Raw genomic sequence first — 18,853 nt, forward strand, 5'->3', positions numbered from 1 at the left:
TATTCGCCTGTAAACTTCATAAAATTGCCCTAGTACATTGATTGTGGCTCACCTGATGATTGCCTGCGCTACTGGTCGTAGCTATGATTATTGATAAATTAACAGCAAGTAAAAAAACTAACGGATGCGTAATCACCACATCCGTTCCACGTTTATTCGCATTAATTTTATAAGGACTAAGCTTAAGCAACAAAAACGCAAATTACGAACCAATAAACCAGCTTAGAGGAACCAGGACAAGCTGCGGGAAGAAAGTAAGCAGAAGCAACAAAAGAATTTCGACCCACATGTATGGCATAACACCTTTGATGATGGCATCCATTGAGACTTTCCCTACCCCGGCCGCTACGTTAAGTACTGTTCCGACCGGCGGAGTCAATAGACCGATCATATTGTTGAATACAAACATGAAACCGAAATAAATGGGGTCAATGCCTGCTTTTTGAATAATTGGCATTAGAACCGGTGTGAGAATAAGGATGGTGGGCGTTGCATCCATGGCCGTGCCGACAAGTAAAACGACGACGTTGATAGCAAACATCAACATGATTTTGTTTTCCATAACTGGGGCAAGTATTTGCGCAATTTGCGCAGGTATGTTTGCAACCGCGATCAGCCAGGACGATACCATAGCTGCTGCCGCCAAAAACATAATTATACTCGTTGTTTTTGCTGCCATAACCAAGGCCTCGATAATTTTATGTAAAGTCAGTTCACGATACACGACTACCCCGACGAACAATGCGTAAAAGGCGGCGATTGATGCAGCTTCCGTGGGAGTAAATACACCGCCGCGCAGACCTACAATAATGATAGCTGGGAGAATAAAAGCCCATAACGCTCCCCGGGCTGCCTTCAGTAGCTCTGCGAATGATTTGCGCGGCTGCACTTGGAACCGTTCTTTGCGTACAATCCAGGCCCAAGTAGCGGCCAAAAAGAAACAAAGTAACAGTCCAGGCACAATGCCCGACATAAACAGCTTGGGAATAGACACGTTACCCGTAACACCGAATATAATCATCGGGACGCTAAGTGGCATAATTGGAGCAATGATACCTGCAGAAGCGATTAAAGCGGCTGATTTGGCGCGGTCATAACCGGCTTCCGCCATAATAGGGATAAGAACAGCCCCCAGAGCGGCCGTGTCGGCGACCGCTGAACCCGATAATCCGGAGAAGATTAAACTGGCGATAATAGCGACATATCCCAATCCGCCGCGCACATGCCCAACAAGAGCTACAGCAAAGGCAATAATACGCTTGGAAATCCCTCCTGCATTCATCAGCTCTCCGGCCAGGATGAAGAAGGCAATAGCCATGAGCGGGAAATTGTCAGCACCGTCTATCAGATTGGCAGCCAATATTTGCGTATCATACATACCCATATGAATGAGTAGGGCTATACCACTCATGATTAGCGCGAAAGCAATAGGAATTCCCAGCGCCATGACTGCCAAAAGTGATACCAAAAATACCGTCAATGTCATAGTCATAGTTTTCTATCTCCTTGCGTAGACCCGCCAACAGTCTGTTCTATTTTTTCTTTGTCTTCCGTATCAGTTATCATGACCAGGTCGTTCTCATCTATCTTGCCGGTGATTAGCCGGTATAGATTGTTCAGGGAAATGGCTACCATACTGACACTCGCAATCAGCCCGGAAACATAAACAAAGGCAAGAGGCAACCCCATCGATGGCGAGTTTTGGTTCATCGTAATGAGCGTCAATTTCCAGGTGCCTTCAGCGACCAGACACATGGTTATTAAAATCAGCAGATTGTTGACTACAAAAAGTACTTTCCTGCCTTTTACAGATAACTTTTGCACCAACGTATCAACGCCTAAATGAGCGTTTTCCTTATAAGCGATGATGGCCCCCAGAAAAATTAGCCAAATAAATAGATATCGGGAGGCTTCCTCGGCCCAAGTAAGCCCTGAGTTAAAAAAGTAACGAAGGATAACATTGGCAAATACAAATACGGCCATTAATGACAAACAAGCAGCTATGAGTCCATGAAGGAGGCGATTGAATGCTTTAGACAGACTTTCCATATATATGCTTCCTTTCAAGACGCGTTTCGTCCATTTTTCTTTCACAGAATTCATATTGCGCACATGGCTTGACAGTAAGCGAAAACTGTTTAATACGAGCGAGACTGTTGAAAACGCCCGTATTAAACAGTTTTCAACAGCCCCGCGACAACTACCTGACTTTATTTAGCATACTTTGCGATTTCTGCCTTTACTTCCTGGATAAGTTCTTTTCCTATCTCAGCCTCGAATTTAGTGGCAACATCCTTAGTTGCGTCCATAAAGGCTTTTTGCTGTTCCGGAGTCAGCTTAGTCACTACCATGCCGGTTTTCTCCAGGTTGGCCAAGGATTCCTTCATCATTTCCCGGTTGATCTTTCTCTGATACAGGCCTGCTTCTTTACCAGCCTTCAGTATTATATCCTGGTCTTCTTTAGGTAGAGTATCCCAGATCTTTTTACTAAACATTAAGACGAAAGGCGAATAGAAATGGTTAGTTAACGTAGCGTATTTTTGCACTTCATAGAATTTCTGGAGATAAATGGTAGTTACCGGGTTTTCCTGGCCGTCGATAATGCGCTGCTGCAAGCTAGTAAACAGCTCCCCGAAAGGCATCGGGGTCGGATTGGCGCCTAGCGCTCTAAACGCAGCCAAATGTACTGGGTTTTCCATCGTTCTGATCTTCAGACCTTTTACATCGTCTGGAGTTTTAACTTCTTTTACGCTGTTGGTAAGCTGCCGGTATCCGTTTTCCCAAAAGGCAATACCTTTAATTCCATTCTGCGAAAGTGAATCCAGAAACTTTTGACCAATAGGCCCATCAAGAACCTTATCGGCAATTTCTTCATTGGGGAACAGGAAGGGCAGGTCAAATACCATCCATTTCTTGTCGAGCCCAGAAATAGGAGCAGTAGAGGGACATGTCATTTCCAGCGTGCCTGCCCGCAGCGCCGTCATCATCTTAGTGTCATCACCCAACTGGCTGTTGGCAAAAAGTTGCACCTCAATCCGGCCCTTTGATTCGCGCTCAACGATTTCCTTAAATTTTTGCAACCCCTTATATTGCGGGCTCTGCTCGTTGAGACCGATTCCCACTTTGATAACCCGTTTTTCGGCCTTTTTTTCCGGCGTACTGGTGCTGCTGCTGCATCCTGTGAACAGAGCAACAGCGAGAGCGACAATAAGCAATACGCTGACCAACCTGAAAGCCTTTTTCATCGTCTCTCCTCCTAAATTAAAAATTTATACAAAATACCAGGTCGCGAAGACTTGCCTGGTATCTAGTAACTTGTCGCGACTCAACCCGAATTAAATGCAACGGCAAATGAAAAAAAATTCCTATTCCAGTATAGCATGTTCCATTTTATTTTCAATATAAATTTTATTTGCAATAAAATAAATAATACAAAAACAGCCTGTAATCCGGCATGCAGATGCCAGATATCGCTAATTCGCTGGCTCCCTTAAGTAGTACGCAGACCCTGGTACCACTTCGGAATAGTCATAATGGTTTCTGGGACATAAGTGATGAGAAACAGCACGGCGATGAGCACAAGCACCAGCGGCAATACCCTGCGGGACAGTTCGGTAATGGAATGACCGCTGAGGCCGCAGCCGACAAACAATACTGTACCGACCGGCGGAGTAAGAAGACCGATGCACAAGTTGAAGACCATGACCACCCCGAAATACAAGGGATCGATGCCCAGATTCTTGGTGAGCGAAATCAGAATAGGCGCCAAAATCAGCAGGGCCGGGGTCAGATCCATTACCGTACCTACAAGAAGAAGGAAAAAGTTGATAATCAGCATGACAATTGCCGGATCGCTGGAAATAGACAGAATAGTTTCCGCAATAGACTGCGGTATGCGGCCGACGGTAATCATAAAACCGGTAGAAGTAGCGGCGGCGGCGACAAACATAACAACCGCCGAGTTAATGGCCGCATCAAGCAATATTTTGGGCAGCTTACTCAATTCCAGCTCACGGTAAATAACAAACGACACGAAAAAAGCATAAAAAACAGCAATAACCGCCGCCTCGGTGGGTGTAAACACGCCGAAAACAATACCGCCGAGAATGATGAAGGGCAAAACCAGCGCCCAGGCGGCGTCTATGGTGCTCCTAAGCAGTGTAGCGAAAGACACGCGCGGCTTTATCGGGTAATTGGTCTTACGGGTGTGGAGATACCAGTAAATCATGAGAGCTATGCCCATAATCAGGCCGGGGACAATGCCGCCCAGAAACAGTCCGACGATGGAGACGCCGCCGATGACGCCATACAGTATCATTGGTACGCTTGGCGGAATAATCGGGCCGGTACAGCCAGCAGCACAGATAAGGGCGGCGCTGCGCTTAGAATCATAGCCTTCCCGCTTCATAACCGGATGGAGAATAGAACCTACGGCTGCAGTATCAGCCACGGCCGTGCCGGACACACCGGCAAAAATCATGCAGGCAATAACCGTAACATATCCCAAACCGCCCTTAACATGCCCAACCAGGTCGCTGGCAAATTTTATAATGCGGGTAGAAATGCCGCCGTGGTTCATAATTTCTCCGGCCAGCATGAAAAACGGTATTGCCATGAGCGTATAGTTTTCCGCGCCAGCCATCATATGTTGAACAACTATCTGCGTATCAAAGCTGTTATTAAAAACCATAAGCGCAATCGTGCTGAGAATCAGGGCAAATGCCACCGGAGCACCGAGCAGCAATGCGCCAAACAATGTAACCAGAAAAATCGTCAGCATTGCTTTTCCCCCTTAGGCTTATCATTCTCCCCGCGCAACAGGCTGATAATATCCTTAAGCAGCAGTAGCAGCATAAAAAACGCCGCGAAAGGAATTATGGCATTAATAACGCCATAGGGGATTTGCGTTGCCGGCGCCGGCCAAACGATTGTCTGAAAATAGTACTTGACCCCGCCGTCAATAAGCACCAGTAAAGCGCCGCCAACCAGAATGTTACCAAGCAAGGCAACAATTTTCCTTGGCAACGGCGGCAAGACATTAAGCAGCAAATCAACTCCTAAATGCCGATGCCGCTTAAAGGCCAGCAGCGCCCCGAGAAAGATAATCCAGGTAAACATGAATATGGCTATTTCTTCTGTCCAGGGAAATGCTTTAGCAAACAGGTAGCGCGCAATTACATTTATAAAGACAACTATTGCCATTAAGGCCAAGAGCAGTTCGACTACCCATTCTAAAGCGCGTTCGGCATATTCAAGCAACTTCATAGCAACCTCCATCATAGCAAGAGCTACCAGTAGCTAAAATTACGGGAAGAGAGCCGGCCAAAACCGGCTCTCTATCGCTATGCCACTAATCACGCCGGGATTGTTTCGCGTGTATGATGATCTCTACTTGGTTTCCTTAATTCTCGTCACAATATCTTTAAATTCAGGATACTGTTTATACCACTTTTCATAAACGGGTTGGACAGCTTTTTCCCATTCGGCACGGTCAGCTAATTCATCCACTTGGATGCCTTTTTGCTTCAGGGTAGCTACCGCCTCAGGCTCAAACTTTTTCATCAACTCAACTTCGTACTTAGCCGTTTCCACGGCCACTTCCTTGAAAATCTTCTGCTGCTCGGGCGTCAGGGTCTGCCAGAACTTTTCGCTGATCATGATAACGTTCGGGCCCATAATATGATTGGTCAACGTCAAATACTTCTGTACCTCATACCATCCGCTTGTCAGCAATGTGGCCGGCGGGTTTTCCTGGCCGTCGACGATTTTTTGCTGCAGGGCCGAGAAGAGTTCAGTCATCGGCATGGAAACAGTATTGAAGCCAAGCGCCTGCAAGCCGTCAATAAAGATGCTGTTGGTGGGGACGCGCAGTTTGATGTCGCGGGTGTCAGCAAGCGTCTTGATGGGGTGTTTCGAGTTGGAGACGGCGCGAAAACCGTTCACGTTCCAGGCCAGCGGACGAGTACCCTTTTCAATCATGCCTTTGGTGATCTCCTCACCGATCGGCCCATTCAGAACTTTCATCGCATGGTCATAATCCCGGAAGAGGTAAGGCATCTCTGGAATTTTGAGGCGGGGAAGCATTTCCGCCTGCAGCAGGCCGGCTACCGCCATCTCAATGGTACCCATGCTGACACCATTAATAAAGTCTTTTTCCGAACCCAGCTGGTTGTTGTCGTAAATTTCCACCTTGAAGGCGCCATTAGTACGCTGCTCAAGCAGAGGCTTGAACTTTTCCCGCAACGCCACGTTCTGCGGATGGGTAGGCGGGAAGTAGTTAGCTATTTTCACTATCCTTGGCTGAGCCGCCTGCCCGCCCTGTGTCGCCTGTTTGCCGCTGCCGCCGCAGCCGGCCAGACTGACGACCAGTGCCGCAGCCATCACTAAGGCTGAAACTTTTTTCCACATAACAAACCTCCTTGTCGTTTTTTGAATTTTGCGAAACAATCACGGCTGGTGCCCCTACGGGCAAATGGATTTTATTACATCTGTGTGAATTGGACGCCGCGGCAACAAAATCCTTTAAGTTCAAAAAATAATTTTCTCAGTTTCCATTCTATTGAAAATTTTCTTTATAACTAGACTAAAATTTCAACATCCGGCAGGATTCAAATTAATTTCGGACGAATGACTTTGAAAACTGAACGCTAATGTTAAGGAGTGATTTAGCCATGGCAAACCTGTTCGACATAACGGACAAAGTCATCGTCGCGGTAGGTGGCAGTGGCGGCCTGGGGACGGCTATTTGTCTGGGCTTGGCCGAAGCGGGCGCCCATGTCATTCCCGTAAGCCGCAATAAAGAGAAGAATGCGGCCCTTGTTGCAAAAATTGAGGCCTTGGGCCGCCGGTCAATGACAGTGTCCATTGACGCCACTAACCGGGCCGAAATGGAGCAGCTCAAAGACGAAATCGTAGCCAAGTTCGGCCGCGTGGATGTGCTCATCAACGCCGCCGGGGCGCTGGTAAAAAAGCCCTTCCTGGAAGTTGGCGAAGATGAGTGGGACCATGTTATCAATGTGAACTTAAAATCCATCTACACTGCCTGCCAAGTATTCGGCCCCATCATGCTAGAACAGGGCTACGGCAAAATCATCAATTTCTCATCCATGGGGGCTTTTTTGGGCATTACCCGTTCCAGCGCTTATTGCACCACTAAGGGCGGCGTAAACCAGCTCACCAAGGTACTGGCCTGCGAGTGGGGCCCCAAAGGCGTTAACGTCAACGCCATCGCTCCCGGCTTTTTCAAAACGCCGCTAAATGAGATGTTCCTTGGCCTGCCGGAAGTAGAAGCTAAGATCACCGGCGACACCCCCATGCGGCGGTACGGGAAGGCGCCTGATCTACTAGGTACTATTATTTTCCTGTCTTCCGCAGCCTCCGATTTTGTCACCGGTGCGGTTATCCCCGTTGACGGCGGCTACTTGGCATTAGCCTTATAAAGCAAAAAATCTGCAGCCCTGCGCTGCAGATTTTTTGCTTATACTACACCCGCCGAATGGCAATCGCCTTACGAATTTTTTCCATGTTTTCCACGATGCAATCCTGCCGGTCAAGCATAACTCCGACATAGAGGGCGTCAACAATGGCCAGGTGGACCAGTCTGGCGGCCATAGCCTCGGAACGGTATTCTGTCTCTTTCGCCGAACCGCACAAAGTAATATCGGCCAGCTTGCTTAACGGCGACTTCATGTAGCTGGTGATGGCAATCACCGTAGCGCCGTTCTGCTTAGCCATCGCGACAGAATCCAGGAGGTCGCGGTTAGCGCCAGTATGAGACACTGCAATGGCCAGGTCCCCTGGCTGCATCAGTGCAGCCGAGATAATCTGCATATGTGGATCGGCGTAGGCGCGCACGGGAATTCCAAACCGCATAAACCGGTATTCAATATCGGCGGCAATTACCGCTGACCCGGCGGAGCCATAGGCGTCGATGCGCCGCGCCTTGGTTATGGCGGCAACAGCTTTATCGAGAGCGGCTTCATCAATAATCTTGAGCGTATCCTGAAGCCCTTCGTTAATATCGTGAAACACTTTCCGCGCAATAACGCCCATGGAATCTCCGGCGTTAACATCCTTATACACCAGTTCGGCCGGCGTGTACAAATCGCCGGCTAACGCTATCTTGAAATGCTGATAGCCCCTATATCCCACTTTTTGGCAGAGACGGAAAATAGTAGCTTCGGCGCTGCCCGAAACCTCGGCCAGCTCAGTAATGGAAAGGTGGACCACCTTTGCGGCATTTTCCAGAATATAATCGGCCACCTTCTGTTCCGCCTTGGTTAGCGCCTTATAAATGCTGCGAATGCGCGGCAAACAGCCGCCAATATGGGTTTCTTGATTTTCCATCAGTAAACCTCCGGGTCTTTTCAACTAGAATTATTTATACGTATTGTATACTTATGGTGCTTCCGTTGCAACAAGCCTAATAAAAATAAAAACATCTTCGGCAAAGGGCAACCAATGTTCTTATTGCGGTAAAATTTAAACTGGAATATAATTATATTTGAAAAATTTTTTCAAAACAGTACCTACTATTTTCCACCGCAAGCACTGAATGTCAACACCAAAACCAAGTAGAGGTGACAACCATGACTAAAGTATTGGTAACTGCCCGCTCGTTCGCCAAATCGCCCGAAGCCAGAGCGGTACTCGAACAGGCGGGCTGCGAAGTGATCTTCAACCCATATGACCGGCCGCTGACAGAAGATGAGCTGGTCGAATTAATCAAAGGAATGGACGCTTTAGTAGCCGGTATGGATGCGGTAACAGCCAAGGTCATTGCTGCCGGGCTGCCCACATTAAAAATTATCGCCAAACACGGCGTCGGCTACAACACTATCGACGTTGCCGCGGCAGCCGCCTACGGTATTCCCGTCACCATCACGCCGGGCGCCAATAACATCTCCGTGGCGGAACTGGCCATCGGACTGATGCTGGCCGTTGCCCGGCATATCCCGCAGATGGACGGTATTGTCCGCCGCGGCGGCTGGAGCCGCATGACAGGAAGCGAACTGTACGGCAAAGTACTGGGCATTATCGGCATGGGCAGCATCGGCTGCGAGGTAGCCAAACGCGCCCACGCTTTCGGCATGAAAATTATTGCTTATGATATCCGTCCCCGCCAGGACATGATAGAAAACTACGGTGTAACATACCTCCCCATGGCGGATTGTTTGGCCCAGGCTGACTTCCTCTCCCTCCATGCTCCTGCCCTGCCCGAAACAATCGGCATGATTAACAAAGACACGCTGAAAACCATGAAGCGGACGGCTTTCCTTATCAATACCGCCCGGGGCGACCTCATTGTCGAGGAAGACCTGTATGACGCTCTCAAAAACGGCGTTATCGCCGGCGCGGGCCTCGACACCTTTGTCCATGAACCAATCAGGGATGCCCGCCTGTTCACACTTGACAATGTGGTGCTTACCCCTCACGCCGGCGCTACTACCCACGAGGCGGTAACCCGCATGGGCGTAATGGCCGCGGAAGAAGTGGTGCGGGTACTATCCGGCCAGCCGCCCCAAAACCCGGTAAAAATATAAGGGCATTAACGGTTGCCTGCAAAGACCTGGGGTCTTTCCGGCTTACATCGCCGCCAGGGGGCCGGAGTTTACCGCCATTATCGGTACCCTTTAGTCAAAGCGCAGAATAATTTTGCATACTTCTTCGGGGTTGTTTGCAAACAATTCCATAGCCTTTGCCGCATCAGTAAATGGCAGCACGTGCGTCACCAAGCCTGTCGGATCAACCTCCTTACCCGCTAGCCAGCGGATAACTTCCGGAAACTTTTTGTTGTTCAGCCGCGATCCTTTGATATCAAGTTCCCGCCGCATAATATCGGCTGGAACGATTTTGGCCGGCTCGACTGGAAAGCCCAGCACAATTACCTTACCTGCTTGGGAGACCAGCTTGGCCACGGCCAGCTCCAGCACGCCAATATTCCCGGTAGCCTCCATGACGATGTTGACGCCTTCCCCGCCGGCAAACTCCCGCACCGCTTCCAACAGATCAGTTTCCCTGGTGTTAATGGTCAGGTCGGCACCCATCGCCTTGGCCCGTTCAAGGCGAGAAGCAACAATATCCATGACAGCGACGCGTGCCCCCAGCCGTTTGGACGCTTGGAGAATAACAAGACCGATCGGTCCGGCACCGCACACCAAAACAGTGTCATCTTTTGTTACACCGGCACGGTCAACAGCCTCGGCGGCAATGCTGTAAGGCTCGACGGTAGCCGCCATTTCCCAGGGCAGGTCGGCAGGCAGTTTGTAAAGTTTATCGGCAGTAATTTTGATATATTCCTGGAACACGCCATCAATATGAACACCCAACACCTTAACCTCCCGGCAGACGTTGTGCCGATTAGACCGACAGGCATAGCACCGGCCGCAGGAAAATACATTGTCAATCGCTACCCTGTCGCCCGGTTTTAAATCTTTCACTTCCGCCCCTGCCTGGTATACCTCGCCTACCGCTTCATGACCGAGAATGCGCGGATAAGTAGCAAACGGGTTTTGGCCATGGAAAATGTGGACATCCGATCCACAAATACCTGCAGCCTTGATCTTTACTACAACCTCACCGCCTACCGGCGCCGCCGGCATGGGGCGCTCACCAACCGTCAGCTGTCCCGGCTTTAGCACTTCGATTACTTTCATTAGCAACACCTCGCAAATTATTTAAAGTTTTTTAAAAAAACTAACAACTATTTGTTCGCACATTATCAACCGGAATCCTTTATCGGCCGGTCAATTCCAGTAAATTACAAATACCTATCAACCTCTGTGCGATGAAATCGCGCCTCCGTCTCCTCCGTAGTTAACCAGTAACCCTGTACACTGCGATTAAAAATTTATTCTTTCCGGTATACAAAAAAAATAGCCGGGTCAGGGCTCGTTGCCCCAACCCGGCTATTTCCACTTATTACTTTCCACTTATTACTTTCTAATATTATAAAACACGTCGCCACCTTTATACTGGGCCACGTCACCCAGCTCTTCCTCGATACGCAGCAACTGGTTGTACTTCGCCACCCGGTCGGTGCGGGCCGGGGCGCCGGTCTTGATCTGCCCGGCATTGACGGCCACGGCAATATCGGCAATGGTGGCATCTTCCGTTTCGCCCGAGCGGTGGGAAATAATGCAGGTGTACCCAGCCCGCTTGGCCATCTCGATCGCATCAAAGGTTTCGGTAAGGGTACCGATCTGGTTGACCTTAATGAGAATGGCATTGGCCACCTTCTCGCCGATACCGCGGCGGAGACGTTCGGTATTGGTAACAAACACGTCGTCGCCGACGAGCTGGATTTTGCCGCCCAGCCGCTCGGTCAAAAGCCGCCAGCCTTCCCAGTCGTCTTCCGCCATGCCGTCCTCGATCGACACGATGGGATATTTCGCCACCAAATCTTCATAGTAAGCTACCATTTCCGCCGCAGTGCGGACGACGCCCTCGCCGGCCAGGTGGTACTTGCCGTCTTTATACAGTTCGGTTGCAGCTACATCGAGGGCCAGGGCAATCTGGGTGCCCGGCTGGTAACCGGCGCGCTTGATGGCCTCCATAATAACGCTCAGCGCTTCCTCGTTGGACGCCAAATTTGGCGCAAACCCGCCTTCGTCGCCGATGGCCGTGCTCAGTCCCCGCTCCTGGAGGACTTTTTTCAGGTTGTGATAAACCTCGGCGCACATACGTAGGGCATAGCTGAAGTTAACGGCCCCGACCGGCATAATCATGAATTCCTGAATATCCACATTGTTGTCGGCATGTTTGCCGCCGTTCAGGATATTCATCATCGGCACCGGCAGTTCTTTGGCATTAAACCCTCCCAAGTACTGGTACAGCGGCAGGCCAAGCGAAGCGGCGGCTGCTTTGGCCACGGCCATCGAAACGCCGAGAATGGCGTTGGCGCCCAGTTTGCCTTTGTTCAACGTACCGTCCAGGGCAATCAGCGCCTGGTCGATGGCTACCTGGTCGCAGGCATCCATCCCGACAATTTCCGGGCCGATGACCTCGTTGACATTGGCCACCGCCTGCCGCACCCCTTTGCCGAGGTAGCGGTCCTTTTCCCCATCCCGCAGTTCTACCGCCTCATACGCACCGGTCGAGGCGCCGGATGGCACGGCCGCCCGGCCAAGAGTGCCGTCTTCGAGCACCACATCCACTTCTACGGTGGGATTGCCGCGGGAATCTAAGATTTCCCGGGCCATTACATCGGTAATGATTGTTGTTGACATGCCAAAACCCTCCTATTTCTCCAGTAAGCTCCGGCCGGTCATTTCCGGCGGTATCGCAAGCCCGGCCAGTTCCAAAATGGTGGGAGCGATGTCAGCCAGGATGCCGCGCCGCAGCCTGCGCCCACGGTAGGCATCGGCGACAAGGATAAAGGGAACCTCATTGGTCGTGTGGGCGGTAAACGGTTCGCCCGTTTCATCCCGCATGCACTCGGCATTGCCGTGGTCGGCGGTTATGCAGACAATGCCGCCCCGTTCGCGCATGGTCGCTACCACCCGGCCCACACATTCATCCACCGTGGCCACCGCTTGGACGGCAGCTTCAAACTTGCCCGAGTGGCCTACCATGTCGCCGTTGGCGTAGTTGATGACAATAAAGTCATATTTGCCGGACCGGATTTCCGCCACCGCCCGATCAGTGACGGCCGGTGCGCTCATTTCCGGCTGAAGGTCGTAAGTTGCCACTTTCGGCGAGGGAATGAGCACCCGGTCTTCGTTGGCAAAGGGCCGTTCCTCGCCGCCGTTGAAAAAGTAGGTGACATGGGCGTATTTTTCCGTCTCGGCGATGCGCAGCTGGGTCAGCCCCGCTTTGCTGATCACCTCGCCCAGCGTGTTGGTCAAAAACTGCGGCGCGTAGGCGACCGGCACGGCCAGCGTTTCGTCATACTGGGTCATGGTCGCAAAGTGGAGCGGGAAATAGCCGTAGCGGCGGTCAAAGCCGCTGAACTGGCTGTCCACGAAAGCACGGGTAAGCTGACGGGCCCGGTCGGGACGGAAATTGAAGAAGATGACGCCGTCACCGGCTTTAACGGCGCAGTCGCCGCAGCCGTCCACCACCGTTGGCATCACAAACTCGTCGGTTTCGCCCCGCGCGTACGCCGCTTCTACCGCCGCCCGGGCACTGGGCGCATGCAGGCCGTCCCGGTACACCAGGGCGGCGTACGCCTTTTCCGTGCGCTCCCAGCGCTTATCGCGGTCCATCGCCCAATACCGGCCGGCAATGGTGGCAATGCGTCCGATGCCCAAGTCCGCCATTTTCGTTTCAAGAGCATCGACATATTCCAGCGCATTGGCCGGTGGTACGTCGCGTCCGTCGAGGAAGGCGTGGACGTAAACGCGCTCCAGCCCCTGCCGTTTTGCCAGTTCCAATAGGGCGTAAAGGTGGTCGATGTGGCTGTGGACGCCACCGTCAGACAAGAGGCCCATCAGATGGAGCGCTCCCCCGCCGGCTTTCGTGCGGGTAGCTACATCAACCAGCACGGGGTTGACAAAAAAGCCTCCCTCACGGATATCCTTGCTGATGCGGGTCAGCTCCTGGTAAACAATCCGTCCGGCGCCGATATTCAGGTGGCCTACTTCCGAATTGCCCATCTGTCCCGCCGGCAGGCCAACGGCCTCCCCGGAGCTTATCAAAGTCGTACTGGGATAAAGCTCGGCCAAGAGGGCAATATGCCGCGTCCCGGCCTGGGCGATGGCGTTGAATGGGTCTTCGGCCCGGCCGATGCCCCAGCCGTCCAGGATGATGAGGGCGATTGGTTGCTGCAGTTTAGTCACGCCATCCTCTCCTTCTAGGTGCGAAACTTGACAATGCCGCTAAAGCTCACGGCGTCCAAGCTGGCGCCGCCTACCAGGGCGCCGTCGATGTCGCTCTGGGCCATCAGCTCGGCAATATTTTCCGGTTTGACACTGCCGCCGTACTGAATGCGGACGCGGTCGGCCGCATCACCGAACATTTCCCGCACAATGGCCCGGATAAAAGCGCACACGGCGTTAGCATCCCGGGGTGAGGCCGTGCGGCCAGTACCGATGGCCCACACCGGCTCATAGGCAATAACCATGGCGGCTACCTGGTCGGCCGTCAGGCCGGCTAACCCTCCCCGGACCTGCTCGCCCACCACCGCTGCGGTGGCACCGGCTTCCCGCTCGGCCAGGGTCTCGCCTACGCACATAATGGGAATAAGATCATGGGCCAGGGCGGCTTTGACCTTTTTGTTAACCGTTTCATTGGTCTCTGCAAAATACTGGCGGCGCTCCGAATGGCCGATGATGCAATAATCGCAGCCCACATCGCGCAGCATGGCCGGCGATATTTCGCCCGTAAAGGCGCCCTGCTGCTCCCAGTGCACGTTCTGGGCGGCCAGCCGGACATGGGTGCCGCCCACGACGGTCCGCACCGAGTATAAAGCAGTAAAGGGCGGGCAGACAACAACCTCAACCTCGCCGGCATCGGCCGTAAGCCGGACAATGTCTTGCACCAGCGCCTGCGCTTCGGCAACCGTTTTATGCATTTTCCAGTTACCGGCAATAATGGGTTTACGCACTTTTCCCCCTCCTATTTGTCCGCCAGGGCGGCAATGCCCGGAAGCACCTTGCCTTCGAGAAATTCAAGCGACGCGCCGCCGCCAGTGGAAATATGGGTAATACGCGCGGCCAAGCCTACCTTTTCCAGGGCGGCAATGGAATCGCCGCCGCCGACAATGCTGGTGGCGCCGGAGCCGGCAACCGCTTTGGCCACCGCCTCGGTCCCTTTGGCAAAAGCGTCGAATTCGAAGACGCCCATGGGCCCGTTCCACACAACCGTTTTGGCTCCTTGCACCGCCTCGCCAAACGCCTTGGCCGTTTCCGGCCCGATGTCCAGCACCATCCACTCGGGGTCGATTTCGGCCACGCCGGCAACGCGCCAGGCGGCATCGGCGGCAAAGCGGTCAGCAATAACTACGTCGGTAGGCAGCAGCAATTTTAAGCCCTTGGCTTTGGCTTGGTCAATCAGCGTGGCGGCCAGTTCGACTTTATCCTCCTCCACCAGTGACTTGCCGGTGGCAAAGCCTTGGGCCCGCAGGAAAGTGTTGGCCATACCGCCGCCGATAATCAGGGTATCAACTTTGCCAAGTAGATTTTCAATAACACCGATTTTATCCGATACCTTCGCCCCACCGATTATGGCGACAAAGGGCCGGGTCGGATTGGTAACCGCCTGCCCGAGAAACGCGATTTCTTTTTCCATGAGAAAACCGGCTACCATCGGCACAAATTTAGTAATCCCTTCCACCGAGGCATGAGCGCGGTGCGACACCCCGAAGGCGTCGTTAACGGCCACGTCGGCCAGACGGGCCAGGCTTTGGGCAAAGCGCTCATCATTTTTTTCTTCTTCTTTATGAAAACGCAGGTTTTCGAGCAGCAGCACCTGGCCGGGCTTAAGCTGGGCGGCTTTGGCCTCGGCCTCGGCGCCCACGCAGTCGGCGGCAAACAACACTTCCTGACCAAGGAGCTCACTGAGCCGCTTAGCTACCGGCGCCAGCGAATACTCAGGCGCCGGCGCGCCTTTGGGCCGGCCCAGATGGCTGGCGAGAATGACCGCCGCCCCCTGGTCGAGCAGGTAGCGGATAGTGGGCAATGTGGCCCGGATGCGGGTGTCGTCGGTAATGTGGCCGCTTTTGTCCATCGGCACATTATAGTCTACCCGGACAAAGACTTTTTTGCCGGTTACGGCGATATCCTTTACCGTCTTTTTATTCATCTCCCATACCTCCAAAAAGGGGCACGCGCTGTGCCCCTTGGCATTACAGTCCTTTTTGGGCTATGTACCGGATCAGGTCGACGACGCGGTTGGAGTAGCCCCATTCGTTGTCGTACCAGGCAACCACTTTGGCCATCGTCCCGTCGACCACCATGGTGGACAGGCCGTCAACAATGGACGAATGCGGGTTGCCGTTATAGTCGCGGGAAACGAGCGGTTCTTCGGAGAAAGCCATGATGCCTTTAAGCTCGCCTTCGGCGGCCTTCAGGGCGGCGTTGATTTCTTCCGCCGTGGCTGGTTTCTCCAGTTCCACCACCAGGTCGGTAATCGAAACATTGGGCGTCGGCACCCGCATCGCAAAGCCGTTGAGCTTGCCTTTCAGCTCAGGAATAACCAGGCCGATGGCTTTGGCGGCGCCGGTAGTGGTCGGAATAATCGACATTGCGGCAGCGCGGGCCCGGCGCAAATCCTTATGGGGCAAGTCGAGAATCTGCTGGTCATTGGTATACGAGTGGACGGTGGTCATGAGTCCGTGTTTAATGCCGAACTTTTCGTGCACTACCTTGGTAAAGGGCGCCAAGCAGTTCGTGGTGCAGGATGCGTTGGAAATGATGTGGTGTTTGGCCGGGTCGTATTTTTCATGGTTGACGCCCATGACGATGGTAATATCCTCATTTTTCGCCGGTGCGGAGATAATAACCTTCTTGGCCCCGGCCTTAATGTGGGCGGCCGCTTTTTCGGCATCGGTAAACCGGCCGGTCGACTCAACGACCACACTAGCGCCCAGGTCCTTCCAGGGAAGGCTGCCAGGGTCCCGTTCGGCCAGCACCTTGATGGTTTTGCCGTTAACGATGATGCTATTTTCCCCGGCTTTCACCTCGGCATCGAGGATGCCGTGCACCGAGTCGTACTTGAGCAGGTGGGCGAGTGTTGCGGCGTCAGTCAAGTCGTTGACGGCTACGATGTCGATGTCCGGGTTGTTCAGGGCAGCCCGGAAGACGTTGCGGCCAATGCGGCCAAATCCGTTAATACCTACTTTTGTTGCCATACTGATAATTCCTCCCTAAAAGAATAATTTTTTTATTATTAAGATTTTTTATTATTAAGAGTTTATAATACCCTGGATGGCGCGGGCGGCGGCCTCGTCGGTAATCAGAATGTCCTGCCCGCCGGCCCCGGTGACAGCGACAATAGCGGCTGCCTTAGAGCTTCCGCCCGCTACGGCAATAACCCGGCCAATACCGGTTAAATCAGCCAGGCGCAACCCTACGCTGTTAGTAACATACACGACATCGCCCGTAATGGTGCAGTACTGGCCCAAGGCTTCGCCTACCGCGCCGCGGGCCGTAATTTCCCTGATCGTCTCTGCCGGCAAGCCGCGGCGGGCAGCCATTTGAGCCGCCTGTCCGATGCCATGAACCAAAATATGGGCGCGTTTAATCATGTCGGCTACTGCCCGTACGTTGCCGTCACTGGCAAGAATGGCCTCCAGCGCTTCCTCGCTTAAACCGTCAGGAATGTGCAGCAGGCGGTACCGCCCCCCCAGCTTGCCCGCAATCCGGGCAGCGATAGTATTGGCCTGGTATTCCACCTGTTCGCCCAACCCACCGCGGGCCGGCACCACCGTGGTGCCCGGCGCGCTAAACTGGACGGCGTCGGCGAGAGTAGCCATGGTAGAGCCGCCACTTACCGCAATGGTCATATTATCTCCCAGATATTGGCTTAATACTCCCGCGGCCGCTCGGCCGAGCTCGCGCTGCACCGCCGCGTCCGCCTGGCTATCGCCAGGAATGATAACTACCCGCTCAAGACGCAGTTTGACGGCAAGCTCTTCTTCCAGGTCAGTAAGCCCGCGCACCAGGCGGATATAAGCCGCCAGTTCGCTCAGCAGGGCGCCGCCTTCGTCGGTTACCGTCATGCCCAGCGGCGAAAAGTCGACCAAGCCGGCATTTTTTAAAAAATCTACCTGGGCACGAACAATGCGCTCACCCACGCCCAGCATGGCGGCCAGCGCGCGCCAGCCTACCGGCTGGGCATACTGAATATGCCGGAGTATATTATAACGATCTTCCATAACACTTATAAGTTCGGGAGCAATTTTTCGGTGCAGCCGGGCGATGTCTTTCACAAAGTTCTCCCCTCCGGGTCTATATATGTCCCACCGGTACCTGTTATGTCCCATTCCGGCCAAAAAAATTCGCCACTATGACCTTAATTTAATAAATATTATTCGGCAAATAGTGGCAATTTCCTGCTAAGTTTTAAAAAACTTTAAACACTTAACCCCGCCCCCAACCTCACACCTCACACCTCACACCTCATACCTCACACCTCATACCTCATACCTCACACCTCACACCTCATACCTCATACCTCATACCTCATTCCTCATACCTCATTCCTCATTCCTCATTCCCTTTTCACCGCCATCACACCGTCAATAGCCATAAGATTAGCGATTACCTCATTGACATTGACCCGGTCAGGAAAGTGCAGCATCAGCGTAACCAACAGCGAATGACCATGATCATCATGTTCTTCAATACGGATGTCGCGGATACTGACGCAGTGTTGTCCCAGATAAGACCCGATTTTGCCAATCTGCCCAGGCTTATCGACAATCGACAGGAGCAACGTGGCAGTATAACCTTGACTGTAGCTTTTTTCTAACCGGGAAAGCGTGGTAAGAGTCAGTAAAACCAGACAAGTAGTAAACAAGGCGCCCCAAAAATAGCCGGCCCCTACCGCCAGGCCTACACCTGATACCACCCAGATGCTGGCCGCTGTGGTCAGTCCCTTGACCGTCGCCCCTTCCTTCATGATGGTACCGGCGCCGAGGAAGCCGATGCCGCTCACCACTTGGGCCGCCAGCCGCGCCGGGTCGGCGTTGGTCTGGCCCTGTACCGAATAATAAATATTGATGGACAAAATCATGATGAGGCAAGACCCCAGACACACAAGCACATGGGTGCGAAGACCGGCCCATTTATTGCGCGACTGCCGTTCATAGCCGATAATACCGCCCAGCACGAAGGCCACGGCGACGCGGATGCAGATGTCAAGGTCACTGATCATCCCGCCAACCTCCAGTGTAATGTGTAATATAAAAATA

The 18,853-nt window shown here is 52.8% G+C and carries 17 protein-coding genes; 2 read left to right on the forward strand and 15 right to left on the reverse strand.

The genetic code is table 11. From position 1 onward, the window contains the following. Positions 1-202: 202 nt before the first annotated feature. The 6 genes from TCARDRAFT_RS10950 to dctP all read right to left on the reverse strand — a co-directional run bounded on the left by TCARDRAFT_RS10950 (position 203) and on the right by dctP (position 6,408). The gene (locus tag TCARDRAFT_RS10950; protein ID WP_007290053.1) at positions 203-1,492 is read right to left on the reverse strand and encodes a TRAP transporter large permease; all 1,290 of its coding nucleotides are present in this window, start codon (positions 1,490-1,492) and stop codon (positions 203-205) included. After that, entirely contained in the window at positions 1,489-2,049 is a 561-nt protein-coding gene (locus TCARDRAFT_RS10955) for a TRAP transporter small permease (protein ID WP_007290054.1), read from the reverse strand. The genes TCARDRAFT_RS10950 and TCARDRAFT_RS10955 overlap by 4 nt, the downstream gene beginning before the upstream one ends. 161 nt (positions 2,050-2,210) lie before the next feature. Beyond that, entirely contained in the window at positions 2,211-3,215 is a 1,005-nt protein-coding gene (locus tag TCARDRAFT_RS10960; RefSeq protein WP_232199125.1) for a TRAP transporter substrate-binding protein, read from the reverse strand. Between the two features lie 275 nt (positions 3,216-3,490). After that, on the reverse strand, positions 3,491-4,780 hold the full coding sequence (locus TCARDRAFT_RS10965) for a TRAP transporter large permease (protein WP_007290056.1): 1,290 nt from the start codon (positions 4,778-4,780) through the stop codon (positions 3,491-3,493). Beyond that, entirely contained in the window at positions 4,774-5,265 is a 492-nt protein-coding gene (locus TCARDRAFT_RS10970) for a TRAP transporter small permease (RefSeq protein WP_007290057.1), read from the reverse strand. Before TCARDRAFT_RS10970 ends, TCARDRAFT_RS10965 begins: the two co-directional genes overlap by 7 nt. Before the next feature lie 123 nt (positions 5,266-5,388). Continuing rightward, positions 5,389-6,408, reverse strand: a complete 1,020-nt coding sequence (dctP, locus tag TCARDRAFT_RS10975; protein WP_007290058.1) for a TRAP transporter substrate-binding protein — start codon at positions 6,406-6,408, stop codon at positions 5,389-5,391. 263 nt (positions 6,409-6,671) lie between these two features. Between dctP and TCARDRAFT_RS10980 the strand changes: the two genes are divergently transcribed. Continuing rightward, positions 6,672-7,439 carry an SDR family NAD(P)-dependent oxidoreductase gene (locus tag TCARDRAFT_RS10980; RefSeq protein WP_007290059.1) on the forward strand — a complete coding sequence of 256 codons (768 nt, stop codon included), beginning with the start codon at positions 6,672-6,674 and terminating at the stop codon, positions 7,437-7,439. Positions 7,440-7,482: 43 nt separating this feature from the next. Here TCARDRAFT_RS10980 and TCARDRAFT_RS10985 read toward each other — a convergent pair whose 3' ends face one another. After that, positions 7,483-8,346, reverse strand: a complete 864-nt coding sequence (locus TCARDRAFT_RS10985) for a MurR/RpiR family transcriptional regulator (RefSeq protein ID WP_007290060.1) — start codon at positions 8,344-8,346, stop codon at positions 7,483-7,485. Between the two features lie 242 nt (positions 8,347-8,588). Between TCARDRAFT_RS10985 and TCARDRAFT_RS10990 the strand changes: the two genes are divergently transcribed. Then, a complete protein-coding gene (locus TCARDRAFT_RS10990) occupies positions 8,589-9,542 on the forward strand; it encodes a phosphoglycerate dehydrogenase (RefSeq protein WP_007290061.1) in 954 nt (317 codons plus the stop codon). A 90-nt stretch (positions 9,543-9,632) separates the two neighbouring features. Here the strand turns inward: TCARDRAFT_RS10990 and TCARDRAFT_RS10995 are convergent, their stop codons facing one another. From TCARDRAFT_RS10995 to TCARDRAFT_RS11030, 8 genes are all read right to left on the reverse strand, one after another. After that, entirely contained in the window at positions 9,633-10,655 is a 1,023-nt protein-coding gene (locus TCARDRAFT_RS10995; protein WP_007290062.1) for a zinc-binding alcohol dehydrogenase family protein, read from the reverse strand. A gap of 279 nt (positions 10,656-10,934) precedes the next feature. Then, on the reverse strand, positions 10,935-12,227 hold the full coding sequence (gene eno, locus TCARDRAFT_RS11000) for a phosphopyruvate hydratase (RefSeq protein ID WP_007290063.1): 1,293 nt from the start codon (positions 12,225-12,227) through the stop codon (positions 10,935-10,937). A gap of 12 nt (positions 12,228-12,239) precedes the next feature. Continuing rightward, positions 12,240-13,778 carry a 2,3-bisphosphoglycerate-independent phosphoglycerate mutase gene (gpmI, locus tag TCARDRAFT_RS11005; RefSeq protein ID WP_007290064.1) on the reverse strand — a complete coding sequence of 513 codons (1,539 nt, stop codon included), beginning with the start codon at positions 13,776-13,778 and terminating at the stop codon, positions 12,240-12,242. Positions 13,779-13,792: 14 nt separating this feature from the next. Then, positions 13,793-14,545: a triose-phosphate isomerase gene (gene tpiA / locus TCARDRAFT_RS11010; RefSeq protein WP_007290065.1), complete on the reverse strand. Its 753-nt coding sequence runs from the start codon at positions 14,543-14,545 to the stop codon at positions 13,793-13,795. A gap of 11 nt (positions 14,546-14,556) precedes the next feature. Then, positions 14,557-15,741, reverse strand: a complete 1,185-nt coding sequence (locus TCARDRAFT_RS11015) for a phosphoglycerate kinase (protein ID WP_007290066.1) — start codon at positions 15,739-15,741, stop codon at positions 14,557-14,559. A gap of 43 nt (positions 15,742-15,784) precedes the next feature. Then, positions 15,785-16,789 carry an ArsJ-associated glyceraldehyde-3-phosphate dehydrogenase gene (locus tag TCARDRAFT_RS11020; protein WP_007290067.1) on the reverse strand — a complete coding sequence of 335 codons (1,005 nt, stop codon included), beginning with the start codon at positions 16,787-16,789 and terminating at the stop codon, positions 15,785-15,787. Between the two features lie 54 nt (positions 16,790-16,843). Continuing rightward, positions 16,844-17,869, reverse strand: coding sequence for a sugar-binding transcriptional regulator (locus tag TCARDRAFT_RS11025; protein WP_007290068.1), 1,026 nt, complete (start codon positions 17,867-17,869; stop codon positions 16,844-16,846). Positions 17,870-18,150: 281 nt separating this feature from the next. Next, on the reverse strand, positions 18,151-18,816 hold the full coding sequence (locus tag TCARDRAFT_RS11030) for an MgtC/SapB family protein (RefSeq protein ID WP_007290069.1): 666 nt from the start codon (positions 18,814-18,816) through the stop codon (positions 18,151-18,153). Positions 18,817-18,853: the final 37 nt, after the last annotated feature.

The sequence above is a fragment of the Thermosinus carboxydivorans Nor1 genome, assembly GCF_000169155.1.
Lineage (GTDB): Bacteria > Bacillota > Negativicutes > Sporomusales > Thermosinaceae > Thermosinus > Thermosinus carboxydivorans.

Excerpts from the sequence above, each read along its gene's own strand:
- TCARDRAFT_RS10950 (WP_007290053.1), bottom strand. The coding sequence starts at position 1,492 with ATGACTATGACATTGACGGTATTTTTGGTATCACTTTTGGCAGTCATG.
- TCARDRAFT_RS10955 (WP_007290054.1), bottom strand. The coding sequence starts at position 2,049 with ATGGAAAGTCTGTCTAAAGCATTCAATCGCCTCCTTCATGGACTCATA.
- TCARDRAFT_RS10965 (WP_007290056.1), bottom strand. The coding sequence starts at position 4,780 with ATGCTGACGATTTTTCTGGTTACATTGTTTGGCGCATTGCTGCTCGGT.
- TCARDRAFT_RS10970 (WP_007290057.1), bottom strand. The coding sequence starts at position 5,265 with ATGAAGTTGCTTGAATATGCCGAACGCGCTTTAGAATGGGTAGTCGAA.
- dctP (WP_007290058.1), bottom strand. The coding sequence starts at position 6,408 with ATGTGGAAAAAAGTTTCAGCCTTAGTGATGGCTGCGGCACTGGTCGTC.
- TCARDRAFT_RS10980 (WP_007290059.1), top strand. The coding sequence starts at position 6,672 with ATGGCAAACCTGTTCGACATAACGGACAAAGTCATCGTCGCGGTAGGT.
- TCARDRAFT_RS10985 (WP_007290060.1), bottom strand. The coding sequence starts at position 8,346 with ATGGAAAATCAAGAAACCCATATTGGCGGCTGTTTGCCGCGCATTCGC.
- TCARDRAFT_RS10990 (WP_007290061.1), top strand. The coding sequence starts at position 8,589 with ATGACTAAAGTATTGGTAACTGCCCGCTCGTTCGCCAAATCGCCCGAA.
- TCARDRAFT_RS10995 (WP_007290062.1), bottom strand. The coding sequence starts at position 10,655 with ATGAAAGTAATCGAAGTGCTAAAGCCGGGACAGCTGACGGTTGGTGAG.
- eno (WP_007290063.1), bottom strand. The coding sequence starts at position 12,227 with ATGTCAACAACAATCATTACCGATGTAATGGCCCGGGAAATCTTAGAT.
- TCARDRAFT_RS11015 (WP_007290066.1), bottom strand. The coding sequence starts at position 15,741 with ATGAATAAAAAGACGGTAAAGGATATCGCCGTAACCGGCAAAAAAGTC.
- TCARDRAFT_RS11020 (WP_007290067.1), bottom strand. The coding sequence starts at position 16,789 with ATGGCAACAAAAGTAGGTATTAACGGATTTGGCCGCATTGGCCGCAAC.
- TCARDRAFT_RS11030 (WP_007290069.1), bottom strand. The coding sequence starts at position 18,816 with ATGATCAGTGACCTTGACATCTGCATCCGCGTCGCCGTGGCCTTCGTG.